The sequence below is a fragment of the Intestinimonas massiliensis (ex Afouda et al. 2020) genome (assembly GCF_001244995.1).
GTDB classification, from domain to species: Bacteria; Bacillota; Clostridia; order Oscillospirales; family Oscillospiraceae; genus Intestinimonas; species Intestinimonas massiliensis.
Map to the genome: position 1 here is coordinate 479,541 of NZ_LN869529.1, position 14,253 is coordinate 493,793.

The 14,253-nt window shown below is 47.7% G+C and carries 11 protein-coding genes; 9 read left to right on the forward strand and 2 right to left on the reverse strand.

Going from position 1 to position 14,253, the window contains the following annotated elements:
- Nucleotides 1-84: 84 nt before the first annotated feature.
- From BN2154_RS06300 to BN2154_RS06315, 5 genes are all read left to right on the forward strand, one after another.
- Nucleotides 85-786, forward strand: coding sequence for a hypothetical protein (locus BN2154_RS06300; RefSeq protein ID WP_050618021.1), 702 nt, complete (start codon nucleotides 85-87; stop codon nucleotides 784-786).
- A 151-nt stretch (nucleotides 787-937) separates the two neighbouring features.
- On the forward strand, nucleotides 938-1,414 hold the full coding sequence (gene greA, locus BN2154_RS06305; protein ID WP_050618022.1) for a transcription elongation factor GreA: 477 nt from the start codon (nucleotides 938-940) through the stop codon (nucleotides 1,412-1,414).
- Nucleotides 1,415-1,464: 50 nt separating this feature from the next.
- Complete coding sequence (gene lysS / locus BN2154_RS06310) at nucleotides 1,465-2,970, forward strand: lysine--tRNA ligase (protein ID WP_050618023.1); 1,506 nt, start codon at nucleotides 1,465-1,467, stop codon at nucleotides 2,968-2,970.
- Nucleotides 2,971-3,241: 271 nt separating this feature from the next.
- Nucleotides 3,242-4,633, forward strand: a complete 1,392-nt coding sequence (locus BN2154_RS15175) for a zinc-ribbon domain-containing protein (protein WP_094762399.1) — start codon at nucleotides 3,242-3,244, stop codon at nucleotides 4,631-4,633.
- A complete protein-coding gene (locus tag BN2154_RS06315) occupies nucleotides 4,630-4,809 on the forward strand; it encodes a hypothetical protein (RefSeq protein ID WP_050619561.1) in 180 nt (59 codons plus the stop codon). The genes BN2154_RS15175 and BN2154_RS06315 overlap by 4 nt, the downstream gene beginning before the upstream one ends.
- Nucleotides 4,810-4,883: 74 nt before the next feature.
- Here the strand turns inward: BN2154_RS06315 and ant(6) are convergent, their stop codons facing one another.
- Nucleotides 4,884-5,756, reverse strand: coding sequence for an aminoglycoside 6-adenylyltransferase (gene ant(6), locus BN2154_RS15180; RefSeq protein WP_002582178.1), 873 nt, complete (start codon nucleotides 5,754-5,756; stop codon nucleotides 4,884-4,886).
- Nucleotides 5,757-5,810: 54 nt separating this feature from the next.
- Nucleotides 5,811-6,578, reverse strand: a complete 768-nt coding sequence (locus tag BN2154_RS06320; protein WP_002582179.1) for a nucleoside phosphorylase — start codon at nucleotides 6,576-6,578, stop codon at nucleotides 5,811-5,813.
- A gap of 617 nt (nucleotides 6,579-7,195) precedes the next feature.
- Here BN2154_RS06320 and BN2154_RS06325 point away from each other — a divergent pair.
- From BN2154_RS06325 to BN2154_RS06340, 4 genes are all read left to right on the forward strand, one after another.
- Nucleotides 7,196-8,020, forward strand: coding sequence for a ParA family protein (locus BN2154_RS06325; protein ID WP_050618024.1), 825 nt, complete (start codon nucleotides 7,196-7,198; stop codon nucleotides 8,018-8,020).
- Nucleotides 7,977-8,912 (forward strand): ParB/RepB/Spo0J family partition protein, encoded by a 936-nt coding sequence (locus tag BN2154_RS06330; RefSeq protein ID WP_050618025.1) that lies wholly within the window; start codon nucleotides 7,977-7,979, stop codon nucleotides 8,910-8,912. Before BN2154_RS06325 ends, BN2154_RS06330 begins: the two co-directional genes overlap by 44 nt.
- A gap of 234 nt (nucleotides 8,913-9,146) precedes the next feature.
- On the forward strand, nucleotides 9,147-9,851 hold the full coding sequence (locus tag BN2154_RS06335) for a hypothetical protein (protein WP_050618026.1): 705 nt from the start codon (nucleotides 9,147-9,149) through the stop codon (nucleotides 9,849-9,851).
- A gap of 71 nt (nucleotides 9,852-9,922) precedes the next feature.
- A complete protein-coding gene (locus BN2154_RS06340) occupies nucleotides 9,923-14,173 on the forward strand; it encodes a SpaA isopeptide-forming pilin-related protein (RefSeq protein ID WP_050618027.1) in 4,251 nt (1,416 codons plus the stop codon).
- Nucleotides 14,174-14,253 lie beyond the last annotated feature (80 nt).

The window sequence follows — 14,253 nt, forward strand, 5'->3', positions numbered from 1 at the left end:
GGTGAAGGCAGGAAAAGAACGTGTAAAACGCCGTCCGGTCTCATATTCTGCCTGGAAGCGCATATCCTCTTTCGAGGTGAGACCATGTTTGGACGGATCTGTTGTCTGGAAAAGCGGGGCTGGCGGGTGCGCCTGGTCCGGGAGGAGATACTGGGATTGACTTTGCTGCGGGCGGAGGTGCCCGCGCCGGTCCGGCCCCGGCGCCTGAAAAAAGCGGCCAGGCTGCTGGCCGGGCAGGGGATACGGCGGGTGGTGGCGCCGCCGGGATTCGGGGACTGGCCCCTGCTGCGCTCGCAGGGCCTGGAGCCGGTGGAGACCGCCGGGCTGTGCCAGGCCATGGGGGCCAGACTGGCACAGGCAGCCCTGCGGGAGCGGGGGCTTCGGGCCTCGGAGTCCACCGTGGCGCTGCGCGCCCAGCGGGTCACCCGGGCCCTGCGCCTGACTGCCCTGGAGCTGTGCCCGGTGGTGCGCCGGGTGGTGGTTACCGCGCCGGGGGGCGGCGACGCCCTGCGCGCCGAACTGCGCCGGGAGTTCGGCGTCCCCGCCGTGGAGGAGAGCCGGAGCCTGCGCCCGGACGTGGCCCTCCACTTCGGAGAGGCCGGCGGCGGCGGACAGACGGTGTTCCGGCTCTATGGGGCCGAGCCGGACCTGGCCGGTTTTATGCTGACTCCGGCGGGGCAGGAGCTCCCGGCGGACTGCGACCGGCTGCCCATACTGGCCGTGCTGTGGGAAACGGGGCGTCTGAGCTGCGAACGGCTGGATGTGATTTCCTGTTCTGGGACTTGACAGACCGGCTCAAACTACATATAATACTGGATAATGCAAAATAGACGGGATCTATACCTTTATATAATAGAAGATAAGACAGCCCTTGCAGAGAGCCATTTAGATGGCTCCTTCTTTATTCCAGTTGAGAAACAGAAAGGATGCAGCGGTCATGGCAAAGGAATATAAACTCAGCGCAGAGCGTTTGAAGGAGCTTCAGGACGAGCTCACTTACCTCAAGACCGTCCGCGAAAAAGAGGTAGCCGACCAGATCAAGGAGGCCCGCTCCTTCGGCGATCTGAGCGAGAACAGTGAATATGACGAGGCCAAAAACGAACAGGGTAAGCTCTACTCCCGGATTGCCGAGGTGGAGGAGATTTTGGCCAACTGTGTGGTGATCGAGGAGGACGAGAACGACCACAACGCCGTCCGTCTGGGCTCCAGGATCACCGTGCTGGACCTGGAGTTTGACGAGCAGGAGACCTATGAGGTGGTGGGTTCCCAGGAGGCCGACCCGATGAACGGCCGGATCTCGGAGGACTCCCCCTTCGGCCGGGCCCTGCTGGGCAAAGAGGTGGGGGAAGAGGTCCTGGTGGAGGCCCCCGCCGGCAACCTGCACTATAAGGTGCTGGACATTCAAAAGGCGTAAAAGGCCCGGCTCTGCCGGGATTTGAACCCCCTACAAAGGAGAAATCGAACATGGCTGAACAGAAGAATGCCCCCGCCCCCCAGGAAGAGCAGTCCCTTTCCGAACTGCTGCAGATCCGCCGCGCCAAGCTCAAGGAGCTTCAGAACGCCGGTCAGGACCCCTTCCAGATCACCAAGTACCACGTCACCGCCCATAGCGCCGACATCAAGGCGGACTTTGAGGTCATGGAGGGCAAAACGGTCTCCGTGGCCGGCCGTCTCATGTCCAAACGCGGCATGGGTAAGGCCGTATTCTGCGATATGCAGGACGGCAAGGGCCGCATCCAGCTCTACGTCCGTATCGACGAGTTGGGCGAGGAGGCCTTCGCCAAGTTCAAAAAGCTGGACATCGGCGATATCGTGGGCGTGGAAGGCGAGGTCTTCAAGACCAAGCGGGGCGAGATTTCCGTCAAGGCCCATGCCGTCACTCTCCTGTCCAAGTCCCTGCGCCCCCTGCCTGAGAAGTTCCACGGCCTGACCGACAAGGAGACCCGCTACCGCCAGCGGTACGTGGACCTCATCATGAACGAGGATGTGCGCCGGGCCTTTGAGATCCGCACCAAGTTCATCAAGCACGTCCGGTCCTATCTGGATGCCCGGGATTACCTGGAGGTGGAGACCCCCGTCCTCAACACCATCTCCGGCGGCGCGACCGCCCGGCCCTTCATCACCCACCACAACACCCTGGACATTGATATGTATATGCGCATCGCCACCGAGCTGCACCTGAAGCGGCTGGTGGTGGGCGGCTTTGAGCGCGTATACGAGATCGGCCGCATCTTCCGCAACGAGGGCATGGACCCCAAGCACAACCCGGAGTTTACTTCCATTGAGCTCTACGAGGCCTATGCCGACTTCCACGACATGATGGACATCGCTGAGGGTATTTTGTCCTCCGCGGCCAAGGAGATTCTGGGCACCTATGAGGTGGAGTGGCTGGGCACCAAGATCGACCTGACCCCCGGCTGGCCCCGGCTGACCATGGCCGAGGCGGTCCAGAAATACGTGGGGATCGACTTTATGGCGATCTCCGACGACGCAGAGGCCGTGGCCGCTGCCCGGGCCAAGGGCATCGACATGGACGGCGTGGAGCAGACCTGGGGCCGGGCGCTGTACGAGTGCTTTGACCAGCGGGTGGAGGAGAACCTCATCCAGCCCACCTTTATTACCATGTATCCGGTGGAGGTCTCGCCCCTGACCAAGCGGTCTCCCAGCGATCCCCGCCTCACCGAGCGGTTCGAGTTTTTTATCAACCACTCCGAGTTCGGAAACGCCTTCTCCGAGCTCAACGACCCCATTGACCAGAAGGGCCGCTTTGAGCATGAGATCGCCCTGCGGGAGGCGGGAGACGACGAGGCCGGCATGATGGACGACGACTATATCAACGCCCTGGAGTACGGACTGCCTCCCACGGGCGGCATGGGTATCGGCATTGATCGCTGCGTCATGCTGCTGACCAATTCCGACTCCATCCGGGATGTGATTCTCTTCCCGACAATGAAGCCTATTGACAAGTAAAAGTCGAAAAAACCCAGTGTTTATGCGGGTTTCGGGACTTTCTAAACCGAATAAATTTACCTCTTTACACCAAATTTACACCAATCGGTGCTAAAAACGGTGCAGAGACTAAAAAATCGCATAATTTTAAGTTTCACACAGCTCCTGAGAAGTTACTGCTTCTCAGGAGCTTCTTTCATTTCTCATAGTTTTCGGACTACATCGCAAACTACACCAATCCTGTTTTTCTCAATATAATGAGGATAATCACAGAGGAAGGGGTGGTTATACTATGAGCAACAGTTTAGCAAGCGTTCACCCGGAGCTAATTCCTGAATGGTCAGAGAGGAATTTACCGCTGACGCCTGATAAGATAACCTTCGGTTCAAATAAAAGAGTGTGGTGGAAAGGCGCTTGCGGACACGAATGGGAAACGAGCGTTAAAGCTCGTTCAAAGGGCGAGAAATGCCCGATATGCTCAGGAGCGAGAGTAATAGAGGGTATCAATGATTTAGCCACATTGAAGCCCCTGTTGGCTCAGGAGTGGTCTGAAAAGAACAAATTAAAGCCTACCGAGGTATCTGTCGCTTCTCATAAGAAGATTATTTGGAAATGCAAACACGGACACGAATGGGAAGCAAGCGTTAAAAGCAGAACGGTAAACGGCACAGGCTGTCCATACTGCTCACATAATAAAGTCCTTGCAGGATTCAATGACCTTGCTTCACAGTATCCTGATATTGCTGCTGAATGGTCTGACAGAAATCTTCCGTTGCAGCCTACAATGGTAACAGCCTTTGCAAACAGTAAGGCTTGGTGGAAATGCAGAGATTGCGGAAACGAGTGGTACACTCTTATTTCAACCCGTTCCGGTGGGAGCAGATGTCCGTATTGTAGTGGATATACATTGCTCAAAGGATTTAATGACTTGGCGACTACGCACCCTGACCTTGCGGCTGAGTGGTCAGAAAGAAATTATCCTCTATTACCTGATGAGGTAAACGCAAAATCAAGACGCAATGTTTGGTGGAAGTGTAAGACCTGCGGCAATGAGTGGAAGTCCGTAATAAATGCCCGTGTAAAAGGAACGGTATGCCCGGTCTGTGCGGACAGAGCGGTTCTTGCAGGGTACAATGATTTAGCCACAACGGACAGGAAACTGCTTGCTGAATGGGATTATGAAAAAAACTCTCTGCTCCCGACACAAGTATCAAGAAAGTCGATGAAAAGTGTGTGGTGGAAATGTTCACTCGGACACTCTTGGAAAGCAAAAATCAGCGACAGAACAATTCTTGAAGGAAAATGCGACGTATGCGAAAGCGAATATCGCTCCGTATTCCCCGGCTTGGCTGTTGCCTATTACGCAAAGCAAAAAGGACTAAAGGTGCAGCTCGGTTCGGATAAACTATTAGGAATACCACTTGAAACCTACATTCCGTCAGAAAAGCTGGCGATAGAATTTACGAACGGCTCAGAACATATGGAGGTTCTCAAAAGCCACCTTTGCAAGCAGCGAAATATAAAACTCGTAAAACTCCCTTTTAAGACAACCGAAACGGAAACGGAGTATGCCGACAGAGTAAAAGCAGTTTTCAAAAGCGTACATATCTTTATTTATTCTGATGTCGAAGTAGATGTTTCGGTAATCAAAAGAAGATTCGATGAATGGAGGAAACGACTATGAGAGAAGAAAAGTTCCATATCTATCTAAATGATGACGAATATAGCAGATTGATACAATCACTTATTCGTTTGAAGAACAGCCTGACAGCACAAGGCAGATGCACCGATGCAGTAGATGATATTCTTTATAAGGTGCTTTCAGCCAAGAGAAGAAAGTTCAAAATCAAATATATCTGAACACGAAAAGAGACCGCCTACACGATGTAAGCGGTCTTTGCCAATTTAGAGTAAGTTCGACAAATTGGAATTTGTCAATACCTATTACCATAAAGATATTTATTTGAAATTCTCTTTTGTGTTTCCAAATATTTTGTAACGTTTTCATCATAATCAGGATAATTATAACCAAGTGAATCTGCCACTTTTTTAGATATTTTTTTGAACAAACATAGACACAAATCAAACGATTTCCACATTTCTTCATACGAACTCATTGAATATGTATTTAGTAAGTTATCCCACAATTCTTTTGAAATATGCTTATCTAAAAATTTATAGTTTTTACCCAAACTGAAATTAAATCCTTTTTCAGTACCGACATACCAACTAATCATCCTAAGAAGCTCATGACGTAATACTTCATTCATATGGTCTATTGCAAATAGTATTTCACCACGAAGTAAGCCCTTGGATACATATGTTGCAACATTCCAAAATTCGTTACAACAGTCATCAAACTTTCTTTCTGTTGGACACTTAATGTAATAATCTTCATCTGTGGGAACTATTTCTGTTTTAATCATATTATCTTTATCTAACATGATTTTTACAAGTTTATCGCGAGTAAGATACTCCTCAAGCATTGAAACAGGTAACAAAGTTAAATCAATCTTTACACCATCATCAAAAAGCATTATATAAGAAAATCCTTTTTCTTCTGGAGGAAATAATTCCATATCTTCAGGTTTTTGCATCATAATTCTGTTACCAAAAACACTAAGCCAGTCATCGCTTTTCAAAAATTCTCCCATATCTATAACAAAAAAAGTAATATCATAATCTTGAAGATTGTCTTTTGGTATATTAACATTAGTGCGAGACCCCTCAAGAGTTACAATTCTAATTCTCTCATCTTGAAAAGCAAAATTCAAAACTAAATCGTATATTTCTTTTTCAGTCCTCATTTCATTCACCTCAATAAAATTATATCACAAAAAAAAGATTGATTCTAACTGTTCTTATAATTTGATAACCGCATCAAGGCAGAGCGTAAGTGCATATTCGTATGCATTACCGCCCCAGTTTCTTTCGTCGTATTTGTCAACATCTGCAAGACTGTCTGCGGTATAAAGTATCATACCCCAGGTTGCCCCTCTGAAATCAGCACAGGCCGCCAGAGCAGAACATTCCATTTCTACAACTGCACAGCCTTCACTTTTGCGATAAGCCACCTTTTCTTTGGTTTCACGGAAAAATCCATCCGTTGACCAGGTTATAACCTCCTGATATTTCATACTATGCTCAAGAATGGTTTCTTCAATTGCTTTTCTTGCCTTCTCGCTGATTTCCACAAATCGAGAAGGGGGCGCATAGTGATAAGATGTTCCCTCATCACGCAGAGCCTTGTTTGGTACGAGGAATGTACTTTCGGGGAACTTTTCCAGAGCACCGCAACTACCTGCCGAGATTACCTCTCTTACACCATAACCAATCAGCCAATCAAGTATCTGTGTGGCTGCTGCCGCACCAACGGGTGCTTGACAAAGCACAATGTCCTCACCCTTGTATTTGGTGATGTAAATGGGATAATGCTTCGTTGCACTCTCAAAAGTGGATACCTGTTTGGTATCACTTTTACTGGCATATTCATCTATGTAAGCACCAAGAAATGCGAACACACATTTCTTGGGTAAGTTCAAACCAAGATTTTCATGAGTGGGATTAAGAACTGCTGTCTGCTCTGTATCAAACTCCAAAATCGGTATTTCGTTTTTAATAATAGCCATACTATCTCTCCGTCAAATTCAAATTTGTCTTTCTCTTAATTTCCTATTATACATCAGAATTATGAAAATTTCTACCCGCCGTCTTTTTCGCTGGTAACAGTGAGAAAGGCGGCTTTTTTGTTTCTAAAAAAATATTTTCAAGAAATTTTTGAAAAAGGGGTGATTTTGGGTGTGCATTTTGACCCCCTTTGTCCAAATGAGTGAAGGGGTTAATTCCGAACCACGAAAAGGTCAGCCCTTTCGCTTGTACTTTGACAACTGAATAAATCATTCACTAAGACTTTATTTCTGATGATTTTAGCCACCTTATCGGGTACGCCGAGACTTCTGCATTGCAGAACAGCGAGAACTCCCGGTATAAGTAATAGGTTGCCCCTGTTACGGCGACGACAGTCAGAAGGATAATGATACTTCTCTACGGAGCTGGCGGAGTACCCGGCAGAGGTGAAATTCCTATGATACAGATTAGCAGTCTGTTCCTTAGTGACTTCCCGTGAGCTTTTTGCTCGGCAAGGGGTGTTGAGAACAAATATTGCCCGACCGGTTAGGAAATGAGCCGGTCAAGTACATAGCCATACTGCGATGGCTATGAATTTTACGAAAGGAGGACGCACAAAGTGTCGAACTGCAAAACGATTGCCATATGCAATCAAAAAGGCGGAGTTGGAAAGACGACCACTACGGTAAACCTCGGTGTCGGTCTTGCAATGCAGGGAAAGAAAGTGTTGCTCATAGACGCAGACCCACAGGGCGACTTAACCACTTGTCTCGGCTGGCAGGATACAGACAACTTGGGTATCACGCTTGCAACGAAACTCACAGATGTCATAAACGAAACGATGAATGACCCTACGGTCGGTATTCTGCACCACGACGAAGGTGTTGACCTTGTTCCGGCAAACCTTGAGCTTTCAGCAATGGAGTTTAACCTTGTCAACGCAATGAGCAGAGAGACGGCATTGAGAAACTATCTCAGCGAAGTGAAGGACAAATACGACTATATCCTTATAGATTGTATGCCTTCCCTCGGAATGGTAACAATCAATGCTCTATCTGCGGCAGACAGCGTTATTATTCCTGTTCAGGCTCAGTATTTACCGGCAAAAGGAATGACGCAGCTTGTTCAGACCATTTCAAGAGTTAAGAAGCGTATCAATCCGAACTTAAAGATTGACGGTATGCTTCTCACTTTGGTGGATAGCCGTACCAACCTCGCCAAAAGCACGGTAGAAGCTCTGAGAGAGAACTTCGGTAGTCAAATTATGATGTATCGAACATATATCCCGATTGCCGTAAAAGCCGCAGAGACTTCTTCCAAAGGCAAGAGCATTTTTGCCTACGAACCGGGCAGCACGGTGTCAAAAGCGTACACCGAATTTACAAAGGAGGTGTTAGCCGATGGCAGGAAGAAAGAGCGACTTCACTCTCACGAAGCTCGATGACTTATTTTCAACGCAGGAACAGAGAGATGAAGAAAAGCTTTCCAAAATCCGAGATATTCCCTTGACTGAGATTGACGATTTCCCCGACCACCCTTTTAAGGTGCGTGATGACGAGGATATGGCACAGCTCATTGAGAGTATTAAGGAACGAGGGGTTATTACTCCGGCGACGGTAAGGCAGAAAGAGGACGGCAGATACGAACTCATTTCAGGACACAGACGAAAGCGAGCCTGTGAGCTTGCCGGGTTTGATACGCTCCGATGTGAAGTTGTTGAGCTGAACCGAGACGAAGCCACAATTTTAATGGTTGAGAGTAACTATCAAAGGTCGCAGATACTTCCCTCTGAAAAAGCCTATGCCTACAAAATGCGTTTGGAAGCGATGAAAAGGCAAGCGGGCAGACCGAGCAAAGATAATTTAGTCCCAGTGGGACAAAATTTTTCAAGGGAAGAACTTGCAACTCAAAGTGGCGAAAGCCAAACGCAAATTCAGCGTTATATTCGCCTTACAAACCTTGTTCCCGAACTTTTGGATTATGTTGACGAGGGGCGAATTAAAATGCGACCGGCGGTTGAATTGTCTTTTCTCGATGAGGACAGTCAGCGTGATGTGGTTGATGAAATCGACCTGAACGACGCAACCCCGTCCCACGACCAAACAATCCGTATGCGAAAGTTCTTTGAGGAGGGCAAGCTCACAACCGAAGCAATCCAAGCGATTATGTCGGAGGAAAAACCAAACCAAAGGGAGAAAATTGTTTTGAGGGGCGACAGGGTTCGACAGCTTATCCCGAAGAACATTCCCATAAGCCAAACGGAGGATTTTGTGTGCAAGGCATTGGAGCATTACAACAAGTTTCTGCGAAGCAGAGCCGACCGTGACAGCCGATAGCCTTCCCCCTTTCTCACACTCTAACCCCTATATATACCGGCTATTAACCTGCTGAAAAAATATACTCTATCTCCCTTGAGTATATCTATCTCTAATAACATATAGCTGTCTATAAAAGGGTTCGCACATTTGGAGCAAAAGCAAAATGTCTGCTACGATAAAAAGTTCAGCCAATCGCACCTTTGATGTTTTGACCGGTTTTGATTACGATTAAAGCAGAAAGGAGCGATGGATATGAAAAACAGGCTGATACCTTGTGTTCTTGCCTGCCTGATGATTTTCCTCGTAGGTTGTAATGGTAACACAGCCAAAGAAGCTGCACAGGAGATAACGAAAACGGAGACTTCTTTTCCGGCTGGTAATACCGAAACAAATTCTCAGGAAGATACGGCAGAAGAACCGGAAAGCACGGCAGTTCAGGAGGAAACACCGATTACGGCAGAAGAAAGCAAATCAACCGCTGAAAGTCAGACGGTTACGACGGTACAGACAAAATCGGCGGAAGAAAAAACGGCTGATACTCCTGCAACCGAAAAGCCAAAGGCAGAGCCACCGAAGCAGACAACCACGCAGGCTGAGCCCGAAAAACAAACGGAACAGCCAAAAGAACAGACAACTGCCGAACAAAAGCCGGTTGAAAAACCGACTGAAAAGCCGGCAGAACCGAAACCGACAGAGCCGCCCAAGCAGACATTTGATGTCAGCCCTTATGTAAGTTACGCAAAAGAGTATGCGGTGAGCATAGGGCTTTCTCTTGACAGCACGGCGACAGAATGTTGGGACAATCCCATATCTGCAAATCCTAACCGAAGCGGTATCAAGTCTGATATTGAAAGCAGACTGAACCGATACAAGAACAGCGAAGGCTTTATCGCTGTGTGGATATGGACAGAAAAGCTATCCGATACGGAGTACAACATCTATATCGGCTACTGCTAAAACAAAATAAATTTTAAGCGGACGCACTGAGTAACATCGGTGCGTTTTTGCATTTCAAGGAGGAAAACGCAATGGTTAAAACAAAATTCAAGAAAGCCGTCTCGCTTGTGTTGGCGGCGGTTATGAGCCTTACTGCTTTTATGGGCATTGGGGCAACGACAGCCTTTGCAGCCGTAGGAGAAAAAGCCGATGTGTACCTCGTCGATTATCCCCGAAGCGGAGATACCAATAACAACGGCGAATGGGGACACGGCAATCTCAACTATATGAACGGTTGGAAAGGCTTGTCCACGAAATATACGGGACTTCGTGCAATGGGTTCGTATTCGGGCAATATCGCCTACTGTATTGAACCGGGTACAGGACAGCGGACTGGCGATACTCTCACCGAAAAAGGCGAGAATTTCTTCAATAACATCAGCCCGAACGGTACGATTTCCGGCGATGATATTCGCTTGCTTATCGGTCGTATCTTGCAGTACGGCTATCGTGGAGGTATTTCGACAAGCTGGAAGTCGCAGAATGAAAGCGACGCCAACTGTATCGCACACGCTTATGCCACTCAGATTTTGATTTGGGAAACGATTGTCGGAGAAAGAGACGCAAGCTTTAATCACGTTTCTACCGGTGGGTACAATGCCGTGCTTGAATGTGTAAGCTCAGCACACCCTCTTCGCAGTAAAATCCTGTCTTACTACAACAGTATGGTAACAAGCGTTCAGAACCATACGAAAGTTCCGAGCTTCTGCACAAGGTCAAGCGGTTCTGCCAAGGTAAACGAGCTTGAATGGAACGGAAGCAAGTATGTTGCAACTCTCACCGATACAAACGGTGTGCTTGGCAACTACAACTTCTCGGCAAACATAGACGGCGTTTCGTTCTCTGTCAGCGGAAACAAATTGACTGTTTCAATGGAAAAAGCTCCGAGCAAGGAATTTACTATCACAGCCGCAAAAAAGAACGGTGTCCGCAGAGGTGTGGTCGTATGGTCTGATGGTATCCACCAGAATGGCAACGGCATTCAGGATGTTGTCACTTACGCTCAGGAGGTCAGCGACCCTGTCAGCGGCTTTGTCAAAATGAAGGTCAGCTACGGCTCTTGTCAGATTGTAAAGACAAGTGAGGACGGAAAGGTTGACGGCATTCAGTTTACCATCAGCGGTAACGGAGTCAATCAGACTGTAACTACCGCAAACGGCGGTAAATTCCAGCTTGATAACCTTATGCCCGGTGTTTACACGGTAACAGAACAGTCTATCGACAAATATGTTCCGCAGGAGGTTCACAGAGTAACTGTTGTTGCCGGTCAGGTGTCAAAGGTCAATTTCAATAATGTTCTCAAAAGAGGTAATCTTCGGGTCATCAAATCTTCTGAGGATAACTTGGTTGAGGGCGTTACCTTCCATCTTTACGGCACATCTCTTTCCGGTATTGCTGTCGATGAGTATGCCGTGACAGATAAGAACGGTGTTGCTTCTTTTGATGATGTGCTTATCAGCGGCACTACCCCATACACCATTGAGGAAGTGGATACCGCAATCCGTTATGTTGTGCCTGCAAATCAGACCGCACCGATTAACTGGAAAGAAGTAACCACAAGAAACTTCACGAACATTCTCAAAAAGTTCAGCGTAACCGTAACAAAGAGCGACCGAGAGGAAGGCACACCGCAGGGCGACGCTACCCTTGCCGGAGCAGTTTACGGTATCTATAAAGGCGAAACCCTTGTGGACAAGTATGTGACGGATAAGAACGGTCAGTTTACCACAAAGGAATATATCTGTGATGATGACTGGACAATCCGTGAAATCACTCCGTCCGAGGGCTATCTGCTTGATACCGCAATCCATAAGGTCGGTGCTGAACCGCAGCTTTATACGGTGGAACACAATCAGACAGCAAATGATGTTACCGAACAGGTTATGAAAGGCAATATCGCCATTATCAAGCACACCGATGACGGCGAAACAAAGATTGAAACACCGGAAAACGGTGCAACCTTTGAAATCTATCTGAAATCTTCCGGCAGCTTTGATTCAGCAGAAGAAGATGAAAGAGATGTGATTGTTTGTGATGAAAACGGCTTCGGTCAGACAAAGGATATGCCTTACGGCGTATATACCGTTCATCAGACCTCCGGTTGGGAGGGGCGTGAGTTAATGGACGACTTCGATGTGTTCATTTCTCAGAACGGACAGACCTACCGCTATCTCATCAACAACGCAAACTTTGAAAGCTATATCAAGGTGGTTAAGGTGGACGCAGAAAGCGGTAAAAACATTCCTTATGCCGGTGCTGGGTTCAAAATCTTTGACCCGGACGGCAATCAGGTAACAATGACCTTCACTTATCCTACTCCGACAACGATAGATATTTTCTACACCGATGCAAACGGACAGCTTGTTACACCGGAGAAACTGGAATACGGCAAGGGATATTCTCTTGTTGAGGTTCAGGCTCCTTACGGATATGTGCTTGACAGCACACCGGTGTACTTTGATGTGGCAGAGGAACATTCTTCCGATGAGGGTGGTATTACCGTGATTAAGGTAGATAAGCCTAATATGGCACAGAAAGGTACTGTCAGCATTGAAAAGACCGGCGAGGTATTCTCAGGGGTAAATATCTCCGGAGAGGAAAATGCCGATGTGATTTATCAGCCTGTCTATGAAGTGAAAGGTCTTGCAGGTGCGATTTATGAGATTACCGCAGCAGAAGATATTATCACTCCCGACGGTACAGTACGTTTCACAAAGGGCGAGGTCGTAGATACTGTTACCACAGATGAAAACGGACTTGCCAAGAGCAAGGAGCTTTACCTCGGCAGATATACGGTGGTCGAAATAACCGCACCGGAGGGTATGGTTATCAACAAGGAAGCTCACGAGGTCGAGCTGACTTACGCAGGTCAGGAAGTCGCCGTGACGGAAACCGCAACCAGCTTCGTAAACGAGAGACAAAAGGTTACGGTAAGTCTTGAAAAGGCTATCGAAAAGAACGACATCTTCAATATCGGCAACGGCGATGAAATGAAGAATATCAGCTTCGGACTTTTTGCCGCAGAGGAACTTGTATCTGCAAGCGGTACTTCTATCCCGGCAGACGGTCTGATTGAGATTATCTCACTTTCCGAAAACGGCAAGGCTGTTATCAAAACCGACCTTCCTTTCGGAAGCTACTATGTAAAAGAGCTTGCAACCGATGAGCATTATATCCTTACCGACAGCAAATATCCGTTTACTTTCAGCTATGCCGGTCAGGATACCGCAAATGTTGAGATTGCGGTCAACGACGGAAAAGCGATTGAGAACAAGCTCATTTACGGTTCTGTATCCGGTAAGAAAATTACCGAAAACGGCGAAGCACTGGGAGGTGCTGTAATCGGTCTGTTTAAGGCTGATGAAACCGTATTTACAAAAGAAAATGCTTTGATGACTGCTACCTCTGAAAATGACGGTAGCTTTTCTTTTGACAAAGTACCGTATGGAAACTGGATTGTAAGAGAAATCGAACAGCCGAAGGGCTTTGTGCTTGATGAAACTTCTTATGAAGTTAGAATCTCCGAGGTCGGTCAGGTCATTGAGGTTGAAATCGTCAATGAGTATGTTCACGGCAATATCAAGTTGACTAAGGTCGATGAAGATTACCCGGACAACAAGCTGACAGGAGCGACCTTTGAGGTTTACAAAGATGTAAACGGAGACGGCAAATTGGACGACGGCGACGAGCTTATTGGTTTGCTTACCGAAACCTCTACCGGTATTTACGAGATGAAGGAGATTCTTTACGGAAAATACCTTGTAAGAGAAACCAAAGCACCGGAAGGCTTTGAGCTTGATAAGGGTGTGTACTCTGTTTTCATTGAAAAAGATGAAACCACCTACGAGGTAGAAAACAAAGCCGGCGTCGGCTTTATTAACACGGCAATGAAAGGAAACCTGAAAATCGTTAAGACTTCCTCTGACGGTAAGGTTGAAGGCTTCACTTTCAGAGTTACAGGAGTAAACGGTTATGACCGAAGCTTCACGACCGATAAGAACGGCGAAATCATTATCGAGGGACTTCGTATCGGCGATTACACCATTTCCGAAGTTCAGGATAGTGTTTCTGCTTCCTATGTGCTTCCTGCGGATAAGATTGCAACCGTAAAGGTCGGTTCTACTACCGTTGTGGAAATGCACAATGAGCTGAGAGATACACCAAAGACCGGAGACAACAGCAATGTCGGCTTGTGGACTGCACTTGCGGGACTTTCTGCCCTCGGCATTGTAGGCACAGCCATTATTGCGTACAGAAAAAAGAAGAAGGAGGACAATGAGTAATGGACGCTAAAACAATCGTAGCAGTTGTATTGGTCGCCTTTATTATCGGCGGCTTTATCTTCTTGCAGATTAAGAACAGA